Genomic DNA, 24,298 nt, shown 5'->3' on the forward strand with positions numbered 1-24,298 from the left:
GTAATGTACCGCCGCCGTGCAGGCAGCGGACAATCCATAAAGACAATAAAACTCAACCTAGTGTGAAGGAATAAAGAGAATGGCAACTCCTCATATCAATGCGAAAGATGGCGCCTTTGCTGATACCGTGCTGATGCCGGGCGACCCCCTGCGTGCCAAGTACATCGCCGAAACCTTCCTGGAGAACGTCGAGCAGGTGTGCGACGTGCGCAACATGTTCGGTTTCACCGGCACCTACAAGGGTCGTCGCATCTCCGTCATGGGTCACGGCATGGGCATCCCGTCCTGCTCCATCTACGCAAAAGAGCTGATCACCGACTACGGCGTGAAGACCCTGATCCGCGTGGGCTCCTGCGGTGCCGTGCGTGAAGACGTGAAACTGCGTGACGTGGTGATCGGCATGGGTGCATGCACCGACTCCAAAGTGAACCGTCTGCGCTTCAAGGATCACGACTTCGCCGCCATCGCCGACTTCGACCTGGTGGCCAATGCCGTTCAGGCCGCCAAGAACAAGGGCGTGGCCGTGCGCGTGGGCAACATCTTCTCCGCCGATCTGTTCTACACCCCGGACCCCTCCATGTTCGACGTCATGGAAAAATACGGCATCCTGGGTGTCGAGATGGAAGCCGCTGGTATCTATGGCGTGGCCGCCGAGTACGGTGCCAAGGCGCTGACCATCTGCACCGTCTCCGACCATATCCGTACTGGTGAGCAGACCACCTCCGAAGAGCGTCAGCTGACCTTCAACGACATGATCGAAATCGCGCTGGACTCCGTCCTGCTGGGTGACAACTGATCCCCCTCGCGCATAAAAAAACGGTGGCCCTCGGGCCGCCGTTTTGCATTTTTGCGAAGCACGGTCAGAGATCGAGGGCGAAGCGCCCCTTGCCCGCCTGTTTGGCCTGGTACATGGCGGCATCGGCCCGGTGCAGCAGATCGTCGATGTGACAATACTGGCCCGAGTGGCAGAGGGCGCCCCCTATGCTGCCGGCAAGGGGCAGCCGATGACCGGCCACGTCTCCAGGAACCGCCATGGCCGCCAGCAGCCGCTCGCACAGGGCAGGCAGCTCCTGCGCGGGTTGGCGCAGGGCAGGCAGTATGATGGTGAACTCGTCACCGGCCAGGCGCGCCACCATGTCCCCCGGGCGCACCTCGGCACTCAGCACCTGGGCGAAGCGTTGCAACAGGGCATCGCCGACATGGTGGCCCAGCCTGTCGTTGATCCCCTTGAAGCCGTCGAGATCGAGGAACAGCAGCCCCAGGGGTTCGGCATTCTGGCGTACCCGCTCCAGTTCCCGGGAGAGGCGCAGGGTGAAGGCGCGCCGGTTGGGCAGGCCGGTGAGGGGGTCGTGAGCCGCCTCGTGTTCCAGCTGGCTTTGCAGCGCCTTGAACTCGGTGATGTCGCTGCCAAGGATGTAGACCCCGGGCTCGTCGCCCCGGCTCGGGATCATGGTGATCCTGAGGTCACGCTGACCTATGGGCAGATCGAAGCGGCGCTCGAAACTCACCTGCTCACCAGCGAGGGCCTTTGCCACATAGGCCATGGCCCTGTCGTGGGCCTCCTCGCCGATGACGTCCCGCACGCTCATCTCCCGCATCTGTTCGGTATCGAGGCCGAAGTAGCGGCAATAGGCCTGGTTGGCGAAGAGGTAACGCCCCTCGGGTGACACCATGCTGATGGTGACCGGCAGGCCATCGGTGATGGCCCGCAGCCGGGCCCGGCCACGCTCGATCTCCGCGAGCACCTGGCGGCGGGCGGAGATGTCGTGCAGGAAGAGGGCGAGGCGCACCTTGCCGTCGAACTGGTAGCGCTCGGCGATCACCTCGACCGGGATGTGCCGGCCTGTGCGGGTGCCGATGTCGCACTCCAGCCGCCGTGGCGGACTCTGCGGGTTGCCTGACAGGCTCAGCAGGGGGTGATCGGCGCCGAGCAGCCCGAAGAGGGGACGGCCCAGCATCTCGTCGGCGTGCCAGCCGAGCAGGGTGGTGGAGGCCGGGTTCCAGCCTGTGATGATGAAATCGGCATCGAGCTCGAGGAAGGCATTGCTGGTGTGCTCCAGCATGTGCTGCAGACGGCGCTGCTCCTGCCACAGCTGTTGCTGCATGGCGCCGCGCTCGCGCATCTCCTGATGCAACTGCTCCACCGTGCGGGAGAGCTCACTGGTCCGTGACTGCACCTGCTGCTCGAGCCCTTGCTGCAGCCGCACGAGTTCGGCTTCGGCCTGTTTGCGCTCGGTGAGGTCGGCAAACACGGCGATCATGTGGGGGGCCATGGTACGGCTCTGGCAGAGGGTCACGCTGAGCTGGACCCAGCACTGGGTGCCATCGGCCCGGATCATCCGCTTCTCCAGCCGGTAATCCTGCCGTTGCCCCGCGATCAGGGCATCGAACAAGGGCTGCTCCCGCTGCAGATCTTCGGGATGGGTCATGGCGAGCCAGGTCCGGCTCAGCATCTCGTGCTCGCTGTAACCGAGCAGCCGCTCCAGCCCCGGGTTGGCTCTCAGCCATTTCCCCTCGAGGGAGGAGAGGGCCATGCCCACCGACGACTGGTTGAAGGTGAGGGTGAAGAGATGCTCCTTGTCTTCCAGCACCTGGTTGAGGGTGCGCACCTGGTGGCGCCGCTCCAGATCGTGCAGGGTGTTCTCCACCAGGCGGCCGAAGTCGTCGAGATCCCGGCAGGCATCTTCGTCGAGATGGCGTGGCACATGGTCCACCAGGCAGAGGGTGCCGAGCACCACGCCATCGAGGGCGCGCAGGGGTCGACCGGCGTAGAAGACCACGCCGGGATCATCGGTCACCAGCGGATTGTCGGCAAAGCGGAGATCCCGTCTGGCATCCGGTACCTGCATGATCTCGGGGCGCAAAATGGCATGACCGCAGAAGGAGTGCTCCCGGTTGATCTCGCACATATCGACCCCGGTGCGGGCGAGAAACCACTGCCTGTTCACGTCGGTCAGGGAGACCATGGCGATGGGGAGTGCGAAATGGCGGGTGATGAGCCGGGTGAGGCGATCAAGCTGATCGATGGGCTCGTGGTCGAGCAGGCCGAGGATGCGCAGTCGTTCCAGTCGACTGTGTTCATCCCGCGGCAAGGGGGGGGCAATCATGTGGCTCTCCTGCCAGTGATCTTGCCAGTGTTATATACAAGCCGGAGGATGGGATCCACCCCCTGCTTATTGCGGAGCGGCGGGTTTGCTCTGTTTCTTGTGCTTGCGCACCCGCATGTAGTTGCGACGGACTCCGTAGGAGATGAGCAGGCCGGCCAGCAGCATCACCAGCAGCATCAGGCGCTGTTTCTCCTGGTTGACCTTGAGATGGGTATCCTGTGCGGCCAGCAGTTTCTGCTCTTCCAGGGTGATCCTCAGATAGCCCAGGGTCAGGTTTCCGTCCTGGATCTCCTGGACGAACTGGATGCGCCCCTTGCCCTGCTCCGGCAGGGATTTGTTGTCGCTGCCGATGGGCAGCAGGCTGTCCAGCGGCAGGGCGTTGTCCGACTGGGCGAGGGGAATGCCGCGGGCGTCGTAGAGGGTGACATCCAGAATGTCAGGCTCGGCGGCCAGATCCTGCGCCAGTCTCTCCAGTTCGCTCTCCTTGTCCTCCTTGATCCAGCGGCGCATGTCCCGGGCGGCATAGGCGACCAGCGCCTGTGCCCTGTCCCGTGCCGCCGCGTGCAGGGCGGCCTGGCTCTCTCCCTGCATGTGAATGAGCAGCACCAGCACCCAGAGACCGAGCAGGACTCCCGCCGCCAGGCTGACAACACGTTTGATGGGAAGATGACGCACAGAACCGGGCCTCTGGTAATGGATGAGCGGGGCTGGCTGGTGCCCCGGTGCCGCGAAGCGGGAAACAGGGTGGTCTGTTTCCATGTCTGCCCGCACCGCAGGCGGGATCTTGGCGCTTGCCTGTACAAAAAGCAATACGCTACTCTGGGCCCGCATGATGAACCCCATGATTTCCAAGGAAGGCGTCTCTCTTATGTTGTTGTCCCAACTTCCCCGCTCCCTGCACGACTTGTCCGGGGCCCTGAGCTGTGCCCCCTGCTGGCAGCTCACCAACGAAGCCCTGCTGCCCGCGACCAACGCCCACGACAGCGCCTGGATTGTCCTGTTTGGCAAGGGGCTGGAGGCCGGTCATCTGGCCCGCCTGGCCCAGCAGCTGGATGCCCTGGGGCTCGAGGCCAGCCTCTATCCCGCAGGGGAGCAGGCCGGTATTCCGCTGCTGCTGCTTGGCACCAACCGCTTCTCCCCCGAGCTGGTGCAGGCGCTCAAAGCCCAGGAGTGGGACATCGACCTGTGTCATCTGGCCGCCCTGCCCACCCTGAGTGAGCCCGGTCTGCTGGTGATGGACATGGATTCCACCGCGATCAGGATAGAGTGCATCGACGAAATCGCGCGGCTGGCCGGGGTCGGTGAGCAGGTGGCGGCCGTTACCGCGGCAGCCATGCAGGGCAAGCTGGAGTTTGCCGACAGTCTGCGTGCCCGGGTGGCGCTGCTGGAAGGGGCGCCGGTCACCATCCTCGACGAGGTGGCGGCCGACATGCCCTGGATGCCGGGCCTGCCACTCATGGTCGATGCCCTCAAGCAGGCTGGCTGGAAGGTGGCGATCGCCTCCGGTGGCTTCACCCGCTTTGCCGGCGAGTTGCAGCGTGCTCTGGGTCTGGATGCCATTTTCGCCAACGAGCTGGCGGTGGAAGGGGGCCTGCTGACCGGCAAGGTGAGCGGCCCCATCGTCGATGCCGCCGCCAAGGCCGAGGCGCTGCAACAGCTGGCCTCGGAGTACGGGGTGGTTGCATCCCAGACGGTCGCGGTCGGCGATGGTGCCAACGATCTCAAGATGATGGGGGTGGCGGGGCTTGGCATTGCCATTCATGCCAAACCCCTGGTTCGTGCCCAGGCGGCGGCGACCCTCAATCACCACGATCTGGAAGGGGTGCTCTGCCTGCTCGGCGCCCTGGCTTGTCGCGACCGACGCTGGTGCTGATCCCGCTCAAGGAGGAGTCGATCACGAGATGGAACTGTTACAGCAATCCCTGTTTGTCCCCTGCGGTGAGCATCGACTCCATGTGCGCCATATCCAGCCCGGTGTCGCGGTGCATGCCGACCCCATCCTGATGGTGCACGGGGCCATCGAGAACGGCCGCATCTTCTACACCGAATCGGGCAAGGGGCTGGCCTGCTTTCTGGCTCGCCACGGGTATCAGGTCTATGTGGCGGATCTGCGTGGTCGGGGTCTGAGCACACCGACCATCGCCGAGCGGGCCGGCCACGGCCAGCATGAGCTGATCACCGAGGATCTGCCCGCTCTGCAGCGCTGGGTATCGGCCCGCCATGCCGGTGCCCGGGTGCACTGGATGGCCCACTCCTGGGGCGGCGTCATCATGGCCTCGACCCTGGTGCGCTTCCCCGAGCTGGCGGAGCAGGTTGCCAGCCTGGTGTTCTTCGGCACCAAGCGGGGGGTCTCGGTGCAGAACCCGGAGCGCTGGTTGAAGGTGGATCTGATCTGGAACCGGCTCGCCCCCTGGCTGGCGCGCCGCCGGGGGTTTCTGGCCGCCCGCCGGTTGAAGATAGGGGCCGATGATGAGCCCCTGCGCTACTTGCAGGAGACCATCCCCTGGGTCAAGTGCGGGCCCTGGTTGGACCCCTTTGACGGCTTCGCCTATGACGAGGCGGCGAGCCGGGTCAACTGGCCCCCGCTTTGGATGATCTCCGCCAAGGCGGACAAGGTACTTGGCCACCCCGTCGACGTGCGCCGCTTCAGCGACGAGATGGGCTCGGCTGCCCGCCACACCCGCCTTGGGCGGGACAACGGCAACCGGCTCGATTACGACCACATCAACATGCTGACGGCGCCCCAGGCACAGGAGGATCACTTCCCCGACATCCTCGCCTGGCTGCGCAACCCCCAGGCTGCCTGATAGACAAAAAAACGGGCACTTGCGTGCCCGTTTTTTGTTGTCTCCCGGCCCTGCTGGCTAGCGGGGCCCGGATGGTATGCCAAGGCGGAACAGGGTCGCCTCGGTGGTATCGGTCAGTTCACCCACGCCCACGACACTCCAGAGCTCCTCTTCCAGCTTCTTGGCCTTGTGAATGGCGAACTTGGCGATGTAGTCCAGTTCACCCGCGATGAAGCTGGTGTCCGGGCGGCCGGTGCGCGAAATACCCACCAGTACCGAATAGAACTCGCCCTGTTGCCGGGCCAGCTCGATGAAGCGGCGCTTTTGATCCGGTGAGCTGAAGCTGCTGGCCAGGTGGCTGCGAAACAGGGGGGTTCCCCCCTGGGAATGGAGGGCGGCGATGTAGACCTCCTCCTCTTCCGGCTTGTCTTCCCGCTCGATGGCGCGCAGGGGATTGAGCAGCAGGGCCTTGAGCAGCGCCCCCTGGAACAGGGGATACAGGTTCAACTGCTGATCCTGCTCGGCACAGATGCGCAGAAGACGGGAAAGGCTGCGTGGTTGTGGCGAGAGGCCGGCCGCGGCCAGTTTCGGGGCGGCCTTGAGTTTGTTCACATAGACGGGGGTGTTGAACAGGTGGTGGGTGTAGAGGTTGCGCAGCGCCCTGGCCATGCCGCGATAGCGATTGAACTCCCGGGTGGTCTTGAGCTTGTTCTGGTTGCTTTCGATCAGCAGGCTGAAGAACTGGTGGCCGGTATGGCGCTCGGCCGTCCCCTCGATGCACAGATGCAGCACGGTTCTGCTCAGGTTGAGGCTGACCAGCCGATAGGGCAGGCGTTGCAGGTCCATGTTCCTGGCGAGCTCCTGCAAGCGGGGCAGAGCCACCGTGATGATGTCTCCCTTCTCCCCGTCGAACGGCTCCTCCAGCTCGATTTGCATGCCGTGGGCCGAGATGTCTCGGGTCCAGCCGACCCAGGATCGCTCCTTGTGATGCAAGACGATGGCCGTCTTGTGCATGTAGCGCGCCTCCTTGCGCAGTTGCACATAGTGCAGCGTCTCTATCTCGAAGGGGGCGGCATGGATGTCATGGCCAAAGCGCTGCAAGGCGTTGGCGTTGAGCGGATCCTGACCCGTCTCTCGCTGGAACTCGTCACGCTGGTTGTCCAGGTTTATCTCCTGCAGCATGCCCACGTATCCGAGCTGGGCCAGGCGCTCGCGCAGCAGCCTGTCCTGCAACGGGCTCGCCCCGCCCTGGGGGTTGTCGAGGTCGGCCTCCCGCAGGGTGCAGGCTTCCATGCTGAACTTGTATACCCGCCAGCTGGGGCGGCGGGCGCCGATCTGGAAGAAGAGCGCGGTCAGTCCGCTCTGTTCCAGCTCCTCCCGGGTCGCGGAGAAGAAGTAGAGGTGGCTGCGTACCGCATGGGTAAAGCAGTAGATCAGCGTCTCGCGCAGCCCCTCCTTGCCCGGGAGCAACGAGGGCATGCGGGCCGCAGTGAAGAGGCTGGCGAGCATGTCGCGGTTCTTGGCGTCGCGCCAGTATTCGAGAATGTGCTGGTTGTTCTCGGTGCGCAGGGCGATCTCGAGGGCGGGGACGCTGCCCTTGCCGAAATAGAGGGGCATGCCGGTCATGCGCGGCAGATAGAACTGCTCATACCCCTTGATGACGGCGGCGGAGAGCAGGTAGTCGACGCTGACGCGATAGCGGCTGCGGTTGCGCTCGATGAAATCGCGCAGGAACTCGTCAAACACCGGATGCTCGCCGTTCTTGAGCAGCCTGAGCCAGAATTTGTCCTCTTTTCTCTCCTCCCCCAGGATCTGGTAGCTGACCGGGTCACGCAGCAGGGGATGGGGATGATCGCGTTCCAGTCCGGTGAAGAAGACGGCTATCAGGTCGCCTGTCTGGTAGTCGGGCAGATAGGGCACGGATACCCGGATGCCGCCGAGGGAGATGTCGGAGCTCTTGGCGAGGATCTTCTCGCCGTTGGCGAGCTGGAGCTCCATGGGAGAGCTGAAGTGCATGCGCTCTTCCTGTCGCCCGTAATGGCTGGCGAAGGGGATGGCGCTGACATCGAACGGGCGAAACGGGCTGATGGGCAGCGCCAGATTGTCGCTGCGCCCCTGGTTGAGTTTGTACCAGGCTTGCAGCGCCTCGTAGACCCCCAGGGTGTAGCTGTCCCGGTAGAGGTAGCACTGGGATTGAAACAGCTCGATGGCCTCGGCGGGCATGAAGTGGGTCACCCCGTCGAACTCATGCACCTGACAGAGGGCGCCCAGCTCGTTGCGCATGTCGATGACGCGCCGGCAGGGGGTGCACTTGCGCTTGAGTTCCATCTTCAGCAGGAACCGGCTGTTGGTATTTTCGTTCTGGGTCAGACGGTTGAAGATTTCGTCGAAGTCCTTTTCCCGGAGCAGGGGGACAAGTTGTTCTATCAGATGTAGTGGTTGTTCTGAATCCATGTATTCCTGCCGCGGAAAGTCACTTTTCCGATTCTGGGTTTGATCTGCCGGTCGCAAACAAGTATATCAAGCAGGAATTCATCCTGTCCCCGAGTTATCCATGGCCAAAAACAAAACCGCCTATGTTTGTTCCGAATGTGGAGCCGACTTCACCCGCTGGCAAGGCCAGTGCAGCGAGTGCAAGGAGTGGAACACCATCACCGAGGTGCGACTGGGGGTGACGATACCCGGCAAGAGTGCTCGCTATACCGGTTATGCGGGCGCCGTCGGCAGCCAGGTGCAGACCCTGGCAGAGATCGCCACCACGGAGATCCCCCGTTTCAGCTCGGGCTTCAAGGAGCTGGACCGTGTACTCGGTGGCGGCGTGGTCCCCGGTTCGGCCATTCTCATCGGCGGCAACCCCGGGGCCGGCAAGTCGACCCTGTTGTTGCAGACCATGTGCGGCCTGGCGCAGCGCATGAAGACCCTCTATGTGACCGGTGAGGAATCACTGCAACAGGTGGCGATGCGGGCCGGTCGGCTGGGTCTGCCCACGGACAAGCTGCGCATGTTGTCCGAGACCAGCGTAGAGCAGATCTGCCTCATCGCCCAGCAGGAGCAACCTCAGATCATGGTCATCGACTCCATCCAGGTGATGCACGTGGCGGATGTGCAGTCTGCGCCGGGGTCCGTCTCCCAGGTGCGGGAGTCGGCGGCGCTGCTGACACGCTATGCCAAGCAGAATCATGTGGCCATCTTCATGGTGGGCCACGTCACCAAGGACGGCACCCTGGCGGGCCCCAAGGTGCTGGAGCACTGTATCGACTGCTCCGTGCTGCTGGATGGCGGGCACGACTCGCGTTTTCGCACCCTGCGCTCCCACAAGAACCGCTTCGGTGCGGTCAACGAACTGGGGGTCTTCGCCATGACCGGGCAGGGAATGAAGGAGGTGAGCAACCCTTCCGCGATTTTCCTCAGCCGCGGGGAGGAGCAGGCTCCGGGCTCCATCGTCATGGTGATCTGGGAAGGCACGCGCCCCCTGCTGGTGGAGTTGCAGGCGCTGGTGGATTACTCCCAGCTCTCCAATCCGCGCCGGGTGGCGGTGGGGATGGACCACAACCGTCTCGCCATGCTGCTGGCGGTGCTGCATCGTCACGGCGGGTTGCAGATGGCGGATCAGGATGTGTTCATCAACGTGGTGGGTGGCGTCAAAGTCGAGGAGACCAGCGCGGATCTGGCGCTGCTGCTGGCCATGGTGTCGAGCTTCCGGGATCAGGCCCTGCCCAAGGATCTGGTGGTCTTTGGCGAGGTGGGACTCTCCGGCGAGATACGGCCCGTGCCCTCGGGTCAGGAGCGACTGCAGGAGGCGGCCAAGCACGGTTTCCGCCGAGCCATCGTCCCGCATGCCAATGCGCCCAAACATCCCATCGAGGGGATGGAGGTGGTGCCGGTGAAGAAACTCTCCGATGCCCTCGAGGCCCTGTAACCAACCATGAAAAAGGAGCGTATGAACGCTCCTTTGTTTTTCTGCCCGCCCGCTCAGGATTCGGGGGGGACGTGGTCTCGGTGCTCTTGCAGCAACTGCTCCAGCTCGCGATGGAGCAGTTGCTCCTCTCCGATGTTCAGCTCGATCATCCGCTTGAGGTGAGTGGCGCTGTCGATGTCGATGTGGTGGCAGTAAAACCCCAGCTTCTTGCTGGCTTCGTGGGTCAGCTCGACCTGCATCTTGATCTCGATGTCGCTGCCCCCGAGCACGAAGCAGATCTCGTACTCCTTGTCCTCGCTGGCGACCCAATCCTCGGGTCTGAGCAGCAGGGCTCCCTGCAGGGAGACATCGACCAGCTGGGTGCGCCACTGGTGTTCACCCTGGGTGAGCTTGGCGGCGGTCAAATAGAAAATACGAGTAAAGTGGCGGCGCTCGGCCATGGTCGTCTCCGGTCTGCGTGCGAGCAAGATGCTCATCCTTCATGTTGCAGAGTGTAATCCAGCTGGCACGCCAGGATATTGAACTGGCTCCGATATTGAATATCAGACCTGCTGATGGCTGAGGGATTCCACCACCTGCAGCGCCTTGACCAGCCGATCCTCCTGTTTGAACCTGTCTTCCAGCACGGGGCCGAGTTGGTTCAGATCCTCGTCCAGTTGCAGCAACTGGGCTTCGTCGGCGTTGCTGTACTTGTCGTTGAACTCCAACGCGAATTCGGTACAGGCACGGATATGGGGGTAGATGCGCTTGGCCAGCTCCAGTTTGTCGCCGCTGGCTTGCTCAAAGGCGGTGACGACGTGGTTGTAGATCTCGAAATGGCCTGCGCTGACGTAGTCGACCAGTTGTTCGCAAAAACGTTGCAGTTCTACATGGCCTGGGAGGGTGCGTTGCTTGCACTTGGCGGGCATGAGGCCTGCCAGTCGCATGTACTCGACCAGCAACGCCTGTCTGGCATCCAGCCAGTCATCTATTGCTCTGTGCTTGCCTGCCAGTGCGCGCTTGGTTTTTTCCAGTTCAGTTAACATAGTCCCTCCATGGGCATGACATGCGGCTCTCGGGTCGCATGCCTCCGGTCATTCTCATCGACTGACGACACTCCTATAACTAGGGAAAATCCAGTTGACCGTCAATAGGAGTGTAGGGATATTGTTACATCAGGCGGGGATTTGCATGCCTCTCCCCACCGGTACTTCGCATCCTGTCGCCCATCCAGGGGACAAGGGGGCGATATATGTGACTATTTCCGCAGATCTTGATGAAAACCCCAGCATTCAAGCCAATCCGGCTGATAAAGCCTTTGCCTGAGTGTTTTTTTTTGAATAGAGTGGCCCGGTGCTAAATGCCCGATCATAAAGGAAATGTTATGAACAAAGCTCAACTTGTCGATGCAATTGCCGCCAAAGCAGACCTGAGCAAAGCTCAGGCCAAAGTCGCTCTGGAAGAGATCATCAATGGTATTACCCAGAGCCTGAAAGAGGGCGATGCCGTTCAGTTGGTGGGTTTTGGTACCTTCAAGGTCAACCATCGCGCGGGCCGTACCGGTCGCAACCCGCAAACCGGTAAAGAGATCCAGATTGCAGCTGCCAATGTGCCGTCCTTTGTGGCTGGCAAGGCGCTGAAAGACGCCGTCAAATAAGGTCGTCTTGTAATCAAATGAAACCCGGCTTGTGCCGGGTTTTTTCTTGCCATCTTCGTCAAAATTTGTTTCAGATACACTCAGGATATGGCATGCGCTGTAGCGAGGTGGATATGGAACAGAAAAATGCCATTCGGCAGGTAGCCGTCCCCTGGGCTCCCTCTCGTCAACTCCCTCCCGGCCTGGTCGTGGCCGAACTGCATCAGGATATCTGGAGCGACACCCTGACCGTCATGCTGGGGCGTGCTCGCAGCATCGATCTGCCTCCGTTGCCCCTGTGCCGGGTGAGTTTTCGCCACATCTTCGCGGTGCGGGTGATGGAGGACTGCGATCTGGCGGAGGGGCGTGATAGCCACGTCATCGAGGAGCAGATCCAGCTCATCACCCCGTCCCGTTTTGCCAGCTGGTTCCATCAGGAATCCGATGGACTGCACCTGGATGAAGATTTGCAGCACTACCGCATCTCGACCTGGGATTACTGCGCCGATGTGCTGACCTCTTCTCCCCCTGAACTCCAGTTCATGGTTCAGGAGGAGTAAGCTAGACTGTCGGGTCACCTCCGTGGTGACAAAAAAGCCGGCGCAGGGGCGCCGGCTTTTTCTTGTTCGGGAGAGGTGGCGTTCAGCCCAGGAGTTGGTCCCGGTGCAGCCCCAGCACGATCAGCAGCCCGATGAAATAGAAGGCGCTGAGCTTGATGCCGAGAATGGTGAGCAGGCCGGCGCACAGACGCACCACGGCCTTGTGCAGCCAGGAGCCGGTGAAGCGGTACATGATCACTCCACCGCGTCGGCTGGCACGAACTCCGGCACCTTGGCCATGGCGTCCAGCACCACTTGAATGTCGGCCCCCGGCTTGCAGGCATTCTCGCTCAGATGGCGACGCCAGGCACGCGCGCCCTGCATGTTCTGGAACAACCCCAGCATGTGGCGGGTCATGTGGGAGAGGTAGTTGCCCTTGGCCAGTTCTTGTTCGATGTAAGGCAGCATCATCCGCACCACCTCGTGGCGGCTCGGCACGGCACGGTTCTCGCCGAACACCAGATTGTCCACCTGGGCCAGAATGTAGGGGTTCTGGTAGGCTTCGCGGCCCATCATGACCCCGTCGAGGTGCTGCAGATGTTCAAGAGTCTGCTCCAGACTGGTCACCCCGCCGTTGATGGCAATGGTCAGATCCGGGTAATCCTGCTTGACCCGGTAGACGCGAGGATAATCGAGGGGCGGGATCTCGCGGTTCTCTTTCGGACTCAGACCGCTCAGCCAGGCCTTGCGGGCATGGACGATGAAGGTATCGCAACCGGCGTCCCTTACCTGCTCGATGAAGGCCTGCAAGAACTCGTAGGAGTCTTGATCGTCGATGCCGATACGGGTCTTCACGGTGACCGGAATGTTGACCACGTCGCGCATCGCCTTGACGCAATCGGCCACCAGTGCGGGTTCACCCATGAGGCAGGCGCCGAAGCGGCCGTTTTGCACCCGATCGGAGGGGCAGCCGACGTTGAGGTTGATCTCGTCATAGCCGCGCTCCTCGGCGAGCCTGGCGCAGCGGGCCAGGTCTGCCGGGTTGCTGCCACCCAGTTGCAGGGCGAGAGGGTGTTCCTGCTCGCTGTAGCCCAGATAGTCGCCCTTGCCGTGGATGATGGCGCCCGTGGTCACCATCTCGGTATAGAGCAGGGTCTGGCGGGTCATCAGACGGTGGAAATAACGGCAATGCCGATCGGTCCAGTCCAGCATGGGGGCGATGGAAAAGCGCTGCGCCTGCATAAAAATCATCCGGGTTGGCCAAACAAGGGGCGGGATTCTATCACAACGTGAGACAGCCCCAGAAAATGAATTTTGTCGCCGCGCACTGGGGGCCCTGTGATAGTATCCGGCTAATTGACAGGGTATCTGCGTGAACATGAATCAAGACCAACTTCTACAACGAGCGGAACGCCTCTGCGAGCAGCGCGGGATCCGTTTCACCCCGACACGGCGCCAGGTGCTCCGGCTGCTTGCCGCCCACGGCAATGCCATCAGTGCCTATGATTTGCTGGCCCAGTTGCAGCAGACCGAGGCTCATGCCAAACCACCTACCGTCTATCGGGCGCTCGACTTCCTGCTCGAACAGGGCTTTGCCCACAAGGTGGAGTCGCTCAACGCCTTCATCTTCTGCTGCCACTTCGACCATGCCCACCCGATGCAACTGCTGATCTGCGATCGTTGCGGTGAGGTAGTGGAGCTGCACGATCCCGCCATCGACGGCGCCTTTTCCGAGCAGGCTCATCAGCATGGTTTTACTATTACCAACAAGACCATAGAAGCCCATGGTCAATGTGCCCGCTGTTCCGCTACCGTAGGAAGTCAAGATGAAGGCTGATTTTGTAAACCCGTTCCTGCTCTCCCTGCTCAACGTGCTCTCCACCATGGCACAGCTGGAACTCAAACCGGGCGCGCCCAAGCGCAAGACGGACGAGCTGGCTCGGGGAGATGTCTCCGGCCTGATTGGCATGGTGGGTCCGCAGACCCGGGGTTCCCTCTCCATCAGCTTCGAGAAGGGGCTGGCACTGGAGATCATGCGTCGCATGCTGGGGGAGGCGCCGGCCACCATCAACGAGGAAGTGACCGACATGGTGGGCGAGATCACCAACATGGTGACGGGCGGCGCCAAACGCATGCTGGGGGAGAAGGGCTATGAGTTCGACATGGCGACCCCGGTCATCGTCTCCGGTCCCAATCACACCATCACTCACCGGGCCGACGGCGCCAAGATCATGATGCCGTTCGAATCGGAGTATGGCCGTGCCACCATCGAGATCTGCTTCGAGTAATCGCCATGTGGAAGATGCTGAAATGGAGTGTCATCGGTGGGGTGGTGCTGCTTATCCTGTCGGATATCGAGATCAGCACCTCTCTCTACAAGTACGAAGACAACCGCGTGGAGATCAACTTCCCGCGCTGGCAGGCTGACCAGCCCTGGGGCACCCTGCGCTGGCATGCGGGCCGGTTTGAGCATCACTGGTACGGTCTTGCAGGCAAACCCAAGCCAGCAACCGTACTCTGACGAGCGCTCTCCACAACGGATGGATCAGATTGCACCAACAAAAAAGAGGCCAGCGAATGCTGGCCTCTTTATTGGGTCAAGATCTGTTATCAGGCTGCTTCTGCTGCCAGCTTGCCATTGCCACGCACCATGACACCGAGGCCACAGGCCAGCAGGGTCGGCAGCAACCAGGCCAGGCCCTTGTCAAACAGCGGCAGGAAGGCGAACGCATCCATCTTCATGCCGGCGGCGCCCAGGCCGTCCAGGCAGCCGAACAGGAAGGCGACCAGCAGCACGGAGCGGAACACCAGGCGGGGGCGACCGAAGTAACCCTTCAGGAAGGTGACCAGCACCAGCGCCACGGCAACCGGGTAGATGGCGACCAGCACCGGAATGGAGAGGCTGATGAGCTGGCTCAGGCCCACGTTGGCCACGACGCCGCAGATGACACCCAGCAGCACGACCAGCTTCTTGTAGCTCATGCCGGTCAGGTTGTGGAAGAAGTCGGAGCAGGCGGAGATGAGGCCGACGGCCGTGGTGAAGCAGGCCAGGGTGATGATGGCAGCCAGGATGAACTGACCCGGTTGGCCGAACAGGCTCAGCACGTAGGCGTTGACGATGGCACCGCCGTTGCTCACGTCGGTGGCGACGCCGGCAGCGGTGTTGCCCAGTTGGAACAGGGAGACATAGACCACGGAGAGACCGATGGCGGAGATGATGCCCGCGATGGCAAGGTACTTGAACTGGCTCTGGTAGTCATGGATGCCTTTCTGGCGCAGCAGGTCGACGATCAGGGCGCCGAACATCAGGGACGCCAGGGTGTCCATGGTGTTGTAGCCTTCCAGAATGCCCTTCACGAAGGGGGTGCTCTGGTAGTCACCGGATGCGGCAGGCATGCTTCCTTGCGGTGCGACGAAGACACCGATGGCCAGGGTCAGCAGCAGCAGCATCAGCAGCGGGGTCAGGTACTTGCCGATGGCATCCATCAGCTTGCCCTGGTTGAGTGAGACCAGGATGGCCACGCCGAAGAACAGTACTGTGTAGGCAGCCAGACCGGATGGTCCCATGTCGCCAAGGAAGGGCTTGAGGCCCATCTCGTAGGCCACTAGGCCGGTACGGGGGGCGGCGAAGGCCGGGCCGATGATGATGTAGATGGCGACGGCCAGTGCGGTGGCCACGCCGACCGGCAGCAGCTTGGTCATGCCGGCCCAGCCGTTGCCAGCCTTGGCGACGGCGATGATGGTGATGAGGGGCAGGCCCACGGCGGTGACCAGGAAGCCCAGCATGGCCAGGGAGAGGTGCTCACCCGCCATGAAGCCGGCCAGGGGCGGGAAGATGATGTTGCCTGCGCCCAGATAGAACGCAAAGGTCATGAAGCCCAATCCGAGTACATCGGACAATGTGAGTGATTTCGTCAAGTTCAACCTCGTCTGTCTTGTAAACTATTGCTTGTTATAGTTTTTTATTTGTCAGTGACCGGCACTTTCCGGGGGTAAAAAAAAGAGCCCCGCTGGTTTTTTCATCGCGACCAGTGGTTTGAACTGGTCTTGAGCGGGCGCTCATTTAGCAGTCAGCATAATGATGTGAAAAAATAGTTCAAGGCAAAATTTACATCTTCAAATAGAAGGGGCTGGTTAGTTGGATATATCTGTCGGAATAGCCTCCTGTGGCAGAATGGATCACAATTTCACCCCTCTCACACTTGTTTAATCCTCTGCCAAGCAGCAATAAAACACGATTTGCCTCTTTCCCCTCTCTGGTGGTAACAGCCAGATAACAACGCTCATACAGATCATAACTCGACGAAATGCATAAAATTTCATCCGCCATCGCCGTGGGCAGCACCAGGGCCAGTTGCCCGGTACGGCTCAGCAGGCGATCGCTGGCGGCCAGCAATCCCCTGGGGTCGAGCCCCCCGGTATGACGGGCCAGAGCCCTGGCCGGATCGCGGAGTGTCTGGCCTGCCGGGAAATAGGGCGGGTTGGAGACGATGAGATCGTAAGGGGGGGCGAGGTGATCCTGAATGGCGCTCTCTATGATGGTGACCCGCTCACGCCAGGGGGAGGCCGCCACATTCTCCTGGGCCTGCATGGCTGCATCCATATCCAGTTCCACCCCGTCTATGTGGCAGTCGTTCGTGCTGCGCTGGGCCAGCATCAGGGCGATGAGGCCGCTGCCGGTGCCGATGTCCAGCACCCGGCGGGCGCTGTCGACCGGCGCCCAGGCTCCCAGCAGAATGCCGTCCGTACCGACCTTCATGGCGCAGCGGTCGTGATCGATGTGAAATTGCTTGAACGTGAAACCGTTGTTGCGCCCCATTCGGCCCTCCTCCTGTGCCTGCCCGCGGAAAATGGCCGGCGATTATAGCGGCTAAGCCACAGTCACCATAGGAGCCGGCGGCATAATCGCCTATAATCTGCCGCTTCCTTAATGACCGAGTATTGCCATGAGCCAGTCCTTTGATGATTTCGACCTGAATCCAGCCCTCAGTCGGGCCTTGGCCGAGATGGGTTTCACCCGCCCCACCACCATCCAGCAGATGGTGCTGGAGCCAGCCCTGGACGGCCGCGATATTCTGGCCTCTGCGCCGACCGGAACCGGCAAGACCGCCGCCTTCCTGCTGCCCGCGATGCAGCACCTGCTGGACTTCCCGCGCCGCAAGCCGGGTCCGTGCCGCATGCTGATCCTGACTCCGACCCGCGAGCTCGCGCTGCAGGTGAGTGCTCACGCCAAGGCCCTGGCGGTGCACACCCATCTCAGCATCGAGACCATCATCGGTGGTGTCAGCCATGAAGAGCAGCTGCCTGCCCTGACCAAGACCACCGACATCGTGGTGGCCACCCCGGGCCGTCTGCTCGAGTACATCGAGAAAGAGGAGTTCGAGAGCCACGACATCGAGGTGCTGGTGCTGGATGAAGCGGACCGGATGCTGGACATGGGCTTCATCAAGGACGTGAACCGCATCGTGGAAGAGGCGCGCTACCGCAAGCACACCATGCTCTTCTCCGCCACCCTGGAAGGGGCCGGCCTCGAGAAGTTTGCGAGCGAGATCCTCAAAGACCCGGTTGAGCTGCACGCCGAGCCGCCCCGCAGCGAGCGCCGCCCCATCACCCAGTGGATCCACCTGGCCGATGATGCCGCCCACAAGCTGGCTCTGCTGGTGCACATCCTGAAAAACCCGGAGACCCAGAAGGCCATCATCTTCGTCAAGACCCGTGAGCGACTGGCGGAGCTTTCCGGCCAGTTGCAGGCGGCAGGCGTGCCCTGTGCCTGGATCCGTGGCGAGATGGAGCAGGCCAAGCGCATCGAGTCTATCCGCAAGTTCCATGAAGGGGAGGTGCCCTTCCTCATCGCCACTGACGTGGCCGCCCGCGGTATCGACCTGCCGAACGTCAGCCATGTCATCAACTACGACATGCCCTACGGCGCGGATGTCTATGTGCACCGCATCGGTCGTACCGGTCGTGCCGGCAACCGTGGCTGCGCCATCAGCCTGGTGGAAGCCCACGACATGGCCATGGTCGCCAAGATCGAACGCTACACCGAGGAGCGCCTCAAGCGCCGGGTGATCGATGAGCTGCGCCCCAGACACAAGGAAGCGCGGGTGCCGGTGAAGAAGAAAAAGCCGAAGGATGCCAAGAAGTCGGCAAAGAAGAAAAAGAAGTAATGCCCTCGAGCACAGTTGAAACGGCCATCCCAGGATGGCCGTTTTGCTGTCTGCTGCCTGGGGAGTGGCCTGAGAGAGGCGCAGAAAAAAGCCGACGCAAGGACGTCGGCCAACAAAAAGTGCTTACAACAGAGGATTCACAGAGTCAGACCCGAGGATCTCCGACTTGGTTCCCTTGAATGTGTAATTAATTTTCAGCGCGCTTGAACATCAGGGTATTGGCGTCGGACTCTTCCGGTACGAAGTAGTAGCCGTCGGCATTGAAACCGGTCAGCTGTTCCACCCGGGTGAGCCGATGCTTGATGATGTGGCGTGCCATCATGCCGCGGGCCTTCTTGGCGTAGAAGCTGATGATCTTGAACTGGCCGTTCTTCTCGTCCTTGAAGACCGGGGTGATGATGCGCCCCTGCAGGGCTTTCGGGCGCACCGACTTGAAATACTCGTCGGAGGCGAGGTTGATCAGCACGTCGTCCCCCTGGGCTGCCAGCGCCTTGTTCAGGTGCGCTGTGATGATGTCGCCCCAGAACTGGTAGAGGTCCTTGCCGCGCGGGTTCTCCAGCCTAATCCCCATCTCCAGGCGGTAGGGCATCATGAGGTCAAGCGGCCGCAGCACGCCATAAAGGCCGGAGAGCATGCGCAGGTGGGTCTGGGCGAAGTCGAGGTCGGCCTCGCTGAAATCTTCTACGGCCAGACCGGTGTAGACGTCCCCCTTGAAGGCCAGCAGCGCCTGGCGGGCGTTGGCCGGCGTGAAGTCAGGCTGCCACTCGGCAAAGCGGGCGGCGTTGAGGCCGGCGAGCTTGTCGCTGATCTTCATCAGGCTGGCGATCTGGTCCGGGCTCAGTTGACGAGCCCGGGTGATCAGTGCTGCGGAGTGGTCCAGCAGTTCGGGTTGGGTGAAACGGGAGGTCACCAGGGGTGACTCGTAATCCAGCGTCTTGGCCGGGGAAACCACAATCAGCATAACGGTCCTTTACTAGCGGTGACGCACGCCCCTCATTCATCCAGGGTCACGTTGTCGAGAGTGCCTGCGCCCAGCTGCTCGCGACCCGACAGCTTGATGAGCAGTCGCAGGTCGTTGGCGGAGTCGGCATGGGCAAGGGCCTCACTGTAGCCAATTTGGCCGGCGCAGAACAGGGTGAACAGCGCCTGATCGAAGGTCTGCATGCCGAGCTCGCCGGATTTGGTCATCACCTCCTTGAGTCTGTGCATCTCTCCCTTGCGGATGATGTCGGTGACGAGCGGGGTGTTGAGCAGGATCTCGAAGGCGGCGACCCGGCGCTGCCCGTGAGCGGAGGGGAGCAGCTGCTGGGCGACGATGGCGCGCAGGTTGAAGGAGAGATCGAACAGGAACTGGCGGTGCTTCTCCTGGGGGACCAGATGCAGGATGCGATCCAGCGCCTGGTTGGCATTGTTGGCGTGCAAGGTGGCGAGGCAGAGGTGCCCCGTCTCGGCGAACTGGATGGCGAACTCCATGGTCTCCTGGGAGCGGATTTCACCGATGAGGATGACATCCGGGGCCTGGCGCAGGGAGTTTTTGAGGGCGACATCGAAGGATGCGGTGTCGATCCCCACCTCCCGCTGGGTCACCAGACAGCGATCGTGCTGATGGACGAACTCCACCGGATCCTCCACCGTCAGGATGTGGCCGTCACCGTGCTGGTTGCGAAAGCCGATCATGGCCGCCTGGGTGGTGGACTTGCCGGCGCCAGTGGCGCCGACGAAGAGCACCAGCCCGCGTTTGGCCATGGCGACCTCCTGCAGGATGGGGGGCAGCACCAGCTCGTCAAAGGTGGGGATGCGGGTCTCGATGCGGCGCAGCACCATGCCCGGCATATCCTGTTGCCAGAAGGCGCTGACCCGAAAGCGCCCCAGCGAGCCTCGCTGGATGGCGTAGTTGGCCTCGCGGGTGTGCAGGAAGCGCTCGAAGTGGGTCTCGTCCAGGCTCTCCCTGATCAACGCCAGCGCCGTCGTCTTGTCGAGGGGAGCCGGCCTGAGCGACACCAGACGCCCGTTGACCTTGAGGGTCGGGGGGGCATCGACCGTGATGAAGAGATCCGAGCCCTTTTGTTCAACCAGTGCGGCGAGCAGAACATCCATGTTCATGGCGACTCCTTGGGTGTGCGAGCTTAAATGGTATTGGGATCGACCGCCTTGGCCTTGGCATCGAGGGAGGCGACGACCCCCCGGTTGACCAGCTGCTTGAGGCTCTGGTCCATGGTCTGCATGCCGTGGGTCATCCCGGTCTGGATGACGGAATAGAGCTGGGCCACCTTGTCTTCCCGGATGAGGTTTCGCACCGCCGGGATCCCCAGCATGATCTCGTGGGCCGCCACCCGGCCGCCACCGATACGCTTGAGCAGGGTCTGGGAGATGACCGCCCGCAGGGATTCGGAGAGCATGGATCGCACCATGTCCTTCTCCGAGCCGGGGAAGACGTCGATGATACGGTCGATGGTCTTGGCGGCCGAGGAGGTGTGCAGGGTGCCAAACACCAGGTGACCGGTTTCGGCGGCGGTCATGGCGAGACGGATGGTTTCGAGGTCCCGCATTTCACCTACCAGGATGATATCCGGGTCTTCCCGCAGGGCCGAGCGCAGGGCGTTGCTGAAGCTCTTGGTGTCGCGGTGTACTTCCCGCTGGTTCACCAGGCAGCGCTTGTTCTCGTGCACGAATTCGATGGGGTCCTCGATGGTGAGGATGTGGTGGTGGAAGTTGTCATTGATGTAATCGACCATGGCGGCCAGGGTGGTGGATTTGCCCGAGCCGGTGGGCCCAGTCACCAGTACCAGGCCGCGAGGGTACTCCGCTATCTTGCGAAATATCTCCGGCGCCCCCAGATCGTCCAGGGTCAGAACAGTGCTCGGGATGGTACGAAACACCGCGCCCGAGCCGCGCGCCTGCTGGAAGGCATTGACCCGAAAGCGTGCCATGCCGGGTACTTCGAAGGAGAAGTCCACCTCGAAGTTCTCCTCCAGCTCCTTGCGCTGGTGGTCATTCATGATGTCGTAAATGAGGGCATGGACTTCCCGGTGATCCAGGGCGGGCAAATTGATCTTGCGAACCTCCCCATCAACCCTGATCATCGGGGGGACCCCGGCCGAGAGGTGTAGATCCGAGGCCTTATGCTTTACACTGAATGCCAATAACTCTGTGATATCCATAGATTTGTTATTCTCCCATCACAAGATTACGAACGAAATATGAGCCAGATTGCCCAGCACCTGCTTCAGGTAAAGGAACGTATTGTAGAGGCTGCCCGGCGTGTTGGCCGCAGCCCAGATCACATCCAGTTGCTTGCTGTCAGCAAAACCAAGCCGCTGGGGGACATTCAGGCTGCCTATGCCGCCGGCCAGCGGCGCTTTGGCGAATCCTACGCCCAGGAGGCCGCGCTCAAGATTGATGCCTTGCGCGAGCAGAACGCCTGTACAGACATAGAGTGGCACTTTATCGGCCCGCTGCAATCGAACAAGTCCAAGCTGGTGGCGGAGCGGTTCGACTGGGTTCAAAGTGTCGATCGCGACAAGCTCATCGAACGCCTCAACAACCAGAGACCGAGTGGGCTCGCGCCGCTAAATATCTGTCTGCAAATCAATATTAGCGGAGAGAGCAGCAAATCCGGTACGTCGGAGCAAGAGATTTTCCGCCTGGCCTCCCTGGTGGCCCAGAGCGAGCGGCTGCGGCTGCGCGGCCTGATGGCCATCCCCGAGCATACCCGCGACGAGGGGGTGCTCGCGGCCCAGATGGCGCGCATGCAGGCTCTGTTCACCGAACTTGCGCAACAATACCCGAACGTCGACACCCTTTCGATGGGGATGACCGAGGATCTTGAGCCTGCCATTGCCCACGGCAGCACCATGGTGCGGGTCGGGACCGCCATCTTCGGGGCCCGTGACTATTCATGAGCAAGAGCTGGGGCGAGAAACATCCCGGTCGTGCTTTTTTTCAGGTAAACAGGCGCGTGTGATGCTGTCAGCCCGCACAGGCTGGGTCGGCATCCGCTGCGATGTCAGTAACAGGAGTGTTTGATGCAGCAGAGAACCCTCGCCTTCATCGGGGCAGGCAACATGAGCCGCAGTATCATTGCCGGCCTCATCCAGGCGGGTTACCCGGCAGAGCGTATCATCGCCGCCAATCCCAGCCGCCCCAAGCTGGACGAACTGGCCAGCCAGTTCGGCATCCGTATCACTCAGGACAACGCCGAGGCGGCCCGGGAGGCCGAGGTGATCGTGCTGGCGGTCAAGCCCCAGCTGATGGCGGGCATGCTGACGGCGCTGGTGGCCGAGCTTGGCTCGCTGGATGGCAAGTTGCTCATCTCCATCGCTGCCGGCATTCGCGTCGCACGCTTGCAGGAGATGGCAGGCGGTCACGATCGCATCATTCGCACCATGCCCAACACCCCCTCCTTGCTGGGGCTGGGGATGACCGGGCTCTATGCACAGCCCGCCATCGGGCAGGCCGATCGGGCGGTGGCCGAACAGATGATGCAATCCGTGGGCAAGACCCTCTGGGTGGAGCAGGAGGCCGGCATCAACGGCGTCATTGCGGCGGCGGGCAGTGCACCGGCCTACTTCTTCCTGTTCATGCAGGCGATTGCCGAGGAGGCCGAGGCCATGGGCTTTACGCCGGAGCAGGCCCGCCTGCTGGTGCAGCAAACCGCCCTGGGGGCGGCCGCCATGGTGGAGCAGAATCCCGAGCTGTCGCTGCAGACCCTGCGCGAGCAGGTGACCAGCAAGGGCGGGACCACGGCCGAGGCCGTCAAGACATTCCAGGAGCAGGGGCTGATGCCGCTGACCGCAAGAGCCATGCAGGCGGCCGTTACCCGGGCCGGCGAAATGGAAACCCTTTTCTGAATCCCTTTTAGCAAGGAGCCCGGATGAACACGGCTTACTTTTTGATTAACACTGTCTTTGATCTCTACCTCATGGTGGTGCTGCTGCGGGTCTGGCTGCAGTGGGCGCGGGCCGACTTCTACAACCCCATGAGCCAGATGGTGGTCAAGCTGACCAACCCGCTGGTGGTGCCCCTGCGCCGCGTCATCCCGGGTTTTGGCGGGCTGGACATGGCCTCTGTGCTGCTGGCGCTGCTGATCGCCTTTGGCAAATTGGTCCTGCTCAAGAGCATGAATGTGCTGCAGGCGGACTGGCTCACTCTCTGTCTGTTTGCGACGCTCACCGTGCTGAAGAAGGCGGGTTCCATGATCTTCTGGATCCTGCTTATCCGCGCCATCCTGAGCTGGGTCAGCCAGGGTCGCAACCCCATTGAATACGTGATGCACCAGCTCACTGAACCCTTCCTGGCCCCCATTCGCCGCATCCTGCCTGCATTGGGCGGGCTGGATCTCTCCGTGCTGGTCGCCTTCATCGCGCTGCAGGCCATCAACTACCTGATGGGGGATCTGTTCGGCCAGTTGTGGTGGATGATCTGATGCCCGCCGTCCTGCTGGAAGGGGACGAGCTGGTGTTGCATCTGATGATCCAGCCCAAGGCGAGCCGGGATCAGATCATCGGATTGCACGGTGACGAGTTGAAAGTGGCCATCACGGCACCGCCGGTGGATGGTCAGGCCAACAGTCACCTGATCAAGTACCTGGCCAAGCAGTGCAAGGTGGCCAAGGGGCAGGTTCGCATCCTGCGGGGGGAGCTGGGTCGGCACAAGACGGTCGCCATCGACGCGCCAAAGCAGATCCCCGCCGAGATTGCCGCTCTGCTCGATAATCAGGGTTGATACGAGAGGGATGACATCATGAAAACAGCCTGGATGAGTTGCCTGCTGGCACTCCTGATGACGCTGCCGCTGCGGGCTGAGCAGATGCAGGAGCTGGGCCCCTGGAAAGTGCACTACAGCGCGTTCAACTCCAGCTTCCTCACCCCCGAGGTAGCCAGGACCTATGGCCTGGAGCGCAGCCGCTATAACGGCATCGTCAATATCGCGGTGCAGAACAAGCAGGGGGTGGCACAGGCGGTGGGGATCAGCGGCGAAGCCCGCAATCTGACCGGCACCCTTCGCACCCTGAATTTTCAGGAGGTGAAAGAGGGGAATGCCATCTATTACCTGGCAGTGCTGCCCTATCGCAATGAGGACACCTACCAGTTCACCCTGAAGATCATGGGGGAGGGGCAGCAGCAGACGCTGACCTTCCAGCAGACCTTCTACGTCGACTAGATT

27 protein-coding genes are annotated in these 24,298 nt (G+C 61.8%); 15 read left to right on the plus strand and 12 right to left on the minus strand.

The features are described from left to right. Positions 1-79 precede the first annotated feature (79 nt). The gene (gene deoD / locus AB5Y51_RS05275) at positions 80-796 is read left to right on the plus strand and encodes a purine-nucleoside phosphorylase (RefSeq protein ID WP_005341325.1); all 717 of its coding nucleotides are present in this window, start codon (positions 80-82) and stop codon (positions 794-796) included. Between the two features lie 64 nt (positions 797-860). Here the strand turns inward: deoD and AB5Y51_RS05280 are convergent, their stop codons facing one another. Then, a complete protein-coding gene (locus tag AB5Y51_RS05280; RefSeq protein ID WP_368178129.1) occupies positions 861-3,107 on the minus strand; it encodes a PAS domain S-box protein in 2,247 nt (748 codons plus the stop codon). A gap of 66 nt (positions 3,108-3,173) precedes the next feature. After that, on the minus strand, positions 3,174-3,782 hold the full coding sequence (locus AB5Y51_RS05285; protein WP_010673032.1) for an AhpA/YtjB family protein: 609 nt from the start codon (positions 3,780-3,782) through the stop codon (positions 3,174-3,176). 193 nt (positions 3,783-3,975) lie between these two features. On the opposite strand from AB5Y51_RS05285, the gene serB reads away from it, so the two are divergent. Next, complete coding sequence (gene serB / locus AB5Y51_RS05290; protein ID WP_368178130.1) at positions 3,976-4,980, plus strand: phosphoserine phosphatase SerB; 1,005 nt, start codon at positions 3,976-3,978, stop codon at positions 4,978-4,980. Positions 4,981-5,008: 28 nt separating this feature from the next. Next, the gene (locus tag AB5Y51_RS05295; RefSeq protein WP_043153013.1) at positions 5,009-5,914 is read left to right on the plus strand and encodes an alpha/beta fold hydrolase; all 906 of its coding nucleotides are present in this window, start codon (positions 5,009-5,011) and stop codon (positions 5,912-5,914) included. 57 nt (positions 5,915-5,971) lie between these two features. Here AB5Y51_RS05295 and AB5Y51_RS05300 read toward each other — a convergent pair whose 3' ends face one another. Beyond that, positions 5,972-8,347, minus strand: coding sequence for a PilZ domain-containing protein (locus AB5Y51_RS05300; RefSeq protein WP_368178131.1), 2,376 nt, complete (start codon positions 8,345-8,347; stop codon positions 5,972-5,974). A 100-nt stretch (positions 8,348-8,447) separates the two neighbouring features. On the opposite strand from AB5Y51_RS05300, the gene radA reads away from it, so the two are divergent. Further along, positions 8,448-9,812, plus strand: a complete 1,365-nt coding sequence (gene radA / locus AB5Y51_RS05305; protein WP_323891685.1) for a DNA repair protein RadA — start codon at positions 8,448-8,450, stop codon at positions 9,810-9,812. A gap of 53 nt (positions 9,813-9,865) precedes the next feature. Here radA and AB5Y51_RS05310 read toward each other — a convergent pair whose 3' ends face one another. Together AB5Y51_RS05310 and AB5Y51_RS05315 are read right to left on the minus strand one after the other, a co-directional pair. Beyond that, positions 9,866-10,252, minus strand: coding sequence for a PilZ domain-containing protein (locus AB5Y51_RS05310; protein ID WP_029313755.1), 387 nt, complete (start codon positions 10,250-10,252; stop codon positions 9,866-9,868). A 102-nt stretch (positions 10,253-10,354) separates the two neighbouring features. Next, a complete protein-coding gene (locus AB5Y51_RS05315; protein WP_029313757.1) occupies positions 10,355-10,837 on the minus strand; it encodes an Rsd/AlgQ family anti-sigma factor in 483 nt (160 codons plus the stop codon). A gap of 338 nt (positions 10,838-11,175) precedes the next feature. On the opposite strand from AB5Y51_RS05315, the gene hupA reads away from it, so the two are divergent. Next, on the plus strand, positions 11,176-11,448 hold the full coding sequence (gene hupA / locus AB5Y51_RS05320) for a nucleoid-associated protein HU-alpha (protein WP_005305063.1): 273 nt from the start codon (positions 11,176-11,178) through the stop codon (positions 11,446-11,448). A 113-nt stretch (positions 11,449-11,561) separates the two neighbouring features. Further along, a complete protein-coding gene (locus tag AB5Y51_RS05325) occupies positions 11,562-11,987 on the plus strand; it encodes a hypothetical protein (RefSeq protein WP_029313758.1) in 426 nt (141 codons plus the stop codon). Between the two features lie 82 nt (positions 11,988-12,069). On the opposite strand, the gene AB5Y51_RS05330 is transcribed toward AB5Y51_RS05325, so the two are convergent. Then, the gene (locus AB5Y51_RS05330) at positions 12,070-12,219 is read right to left on the minus strand and encodes a hypothetical protein (RefSeq protein ID WP_082180920.1); all 150 of its coding nucleotides are present in this window, start codon (positions 12,217-12,219) and stop codon (positions 12,070-12,072) included. 2 nt (positions 12,220-12,221) lie between these two features. After that, a complete protein-coding gene (dusA, locus tag AB5Y51_RS05335) occupies positions 12,222-13,208 on the minus strand; it encodes a tRNA dihydrouridine(20/20a) synthase DusA (protein ID WP_323891683.1) in 987 nt (328 codons plus the stop codon). 136 nt (positions 13,209-13,344) lie between these two features. Here dusA and zur point away from each other — a divergent pair, with 136 nt between their 5' ends. Genes zur through AB5Y51_RS05350 form a run of 3 tightly spaced genes read left to right on the plus strand, consistent with a single transcriptional unit; the run spans position 13,345 to position 14,487 of the window. Next, positions 13,345-13,803, plus strand: coding sequence for a zinc uptake transcriptional repressor Zur (zur, locus tag AB5Y51_RS05340; RefSeq protein ID WP_010673042.1), 459 nt, complete (start codon positions 13,345-13,347; stop codon positions 13,801-13,803). Then, on the plus strand, positions 13,793-14,254 hold the full coding sequence (locus AB5Y51_RS05345; RefSeq protein WP_010673043.1) for a chemotaxis protein CheX: 462 nt from the start codon (positions 13,793-13,795) through the stop codon (positions 14,252-14,254). Before zur ends, AB5Y51_RS05345 begins: the two co-directional genes overlap by 11 nt. Before the next feature lie 5 nt (positions 14,255-14,259). After that, positions 14,260-14,487, plus strand: coding sequence for a hypothetical protein (locus AB5Y51_RS05350; protein ID WP_039039956.1), 228 nt, complete (start codon positions 14,260-14,262; stop codon positions 14,485-14,487). An 89-nt stretch (positions 14,488-14,576) separates the two neighbouring features. Here the strand turns inward: AB5Y51_RS05350 and brnQ are convergent, their stop codons facing one another. Together brnQ and AB5Y51_RS05360 are read right to left on the minus strand one after the other, a co-directional pair. After that, entirely contained in the window at positions 14,577-15,884 is a 1,308-nt protein-coding gene (gene brnQ, locus AB5Y51_RS05355; protein ID WP_041211055.1) for a branched-chain amino acid transport system II carrier protein, read from the minus strand. Between the two features lie 190 nt (positions 15,885-16,074). Next, complete coding sequence (locus AB5Y51_RS05360; protein ID WP_052816059.1) at positions 16,075-16,785, minus strand: tRNA1(Val) (adenine(37)-N6)-methyltransferase; 711 nt, start codon at positions 16,783-16,785, stop codon at positions 16,075-16,077. 127 nt (positions 16,786-16,912) lie between these two features. On the opposite strand from AB5Y51_RS05360, the gene srmB reads away from it, so the two are divergent. Further along, positions 16,913-18,133 (plus strand): ATP-dependent RNA helicase SrmB, encoded by a 1,221-nt coding sequence (srmB, locus tag AB5Y51_RS05365; protein ID WP_041210934.1) that lies wholly within the window; start codon positions 16,913-16,915, stop codon positions 18,131-18,133. A 187-nt stretch (positions 18,134-18,320) separates the two neighbouring features. Here srmB and yaaA read toward each other — a convergent pair whose 3' ends face one another. Genes yaaA through tapT form a run of 3 tightly spaced genes read right to left on the minus strand, consistent with a single transcriptional unit; the run spans position 18,321 to position 21,294 of the window. Beyond that, positions 18,321-19,094 (minus strand): peroxide stress protein YaaA, encoded by a 774-nt coding sequence (yaaA, locus tag AB5Y51_RS05370; protein ID WP_368178132.1) that lies wholly within the window; start codon positions 19,092-19,094, stop codon positions 18,321-18,323. Between the two features lie 32 nt (positions 19,095-19,126). Next, entirely contained in the window at positions 19,127-20,236 is a 1,110-nt protein-coding gene (locus AB5Y51_RS05375; protein ID WP_010673049.1) for a PilT/PilU family type 4a pilus ATPase, read from the minus strand. 23 nt (positions 20,237-20,259) lie between these two features. Next, positions 20,260-21,294 carry a type IVa pilus ATPase TapT gene (gene tapT / locus AB5Y51_RS05380; RefSeq protein ID WP_010673050.1) on the minus strand — a complete coding sequence of 345 codons (1,035 nt, stop codon included), beginning with the start codon at positions 21,292-21,294 and terminating at the stop codon, positions 20,260-20,262. Between the two features lie 39 nt (positions 21,295-21,333). Between tapT and AB5Y51_RS05385 the strand changes: the two genes are divergently transcribed. The 5 genes from AB5Y51_RS05385 to AB5Y51_RS05405 all read left to right on the plus strand — a co-directional run bounded on the left by AB5Y51_RS05385 (position 21,334) and on the right by AB5Y51_RS05405 (position 24,295). Beyond that, complete coding sequence (locus AB5Y51_RS05385) at positions 21,334-22,035, plus strand: YggS family pyridoxal phosphate-dependent enzyme (RefSeq protein ID WP_368178133.1); 702 nt, start codon at positions 21,334-21,336, stop codon at positions 22,033-22,035. A 123-nt stretch (positions 22,036-22,158) separates the two neighbouring features. Beyond that, entirely contained in the window at positions 22,159-22,983 is an 825-nt protein-coding gene (proC, locus tag AB5Y51_RS05390; protein WP_368178134.1) for a pyrroline-5-carboxylate reductase, read from the plus strand. Positions 22,984-23,006: 23 nt separating this feature from the next. Beyond that, entirely contained in the window at positions 23,007-23,558 is a 552-nt protein-coding gene (locus AB5Y51_RS05395; RefSeq protein ID WP_010673053.1) for a YggT family protein, read from the plus strand. Next, a complete protein-coding gene (gene yggU / locus AB5Y51_RS05400; protein WP_010673054.1) occupies positions 23,558-23,857 on the plus strand; it encodes a DUF167 family protein YggU in 300 nt (99 codons plus the stop codon). Before AB5Y51_RS05395 ends, yggU begins: the two co-directional genes overlap by 1 nt. Before the next feature lie 18 nt (positions 23,858-23,875). Continuing rightward, positions 23,876-24,295, plus strand: coding sequence for a DUF4426 domain-containing protein (locus AB5Y51_RS05405; RefSeq protein ID WP_029313762.1), 420 nt, complete (start codon positions 23,876-23,878; stop codon positions 24,293-24,295). Positions 24,296-24,298 lie beyond the last annotated feature (3 nt).

This window comes from Aeromonas sp. R7-1, assembly GCF_040908115.1.
Classification (GTDB): Bacteria; Pseudomonadota; Gammaproteobacteria; order Enterobacterales; family Aeromonadaceae; genus Aeromonas; species Aeromonas caviae.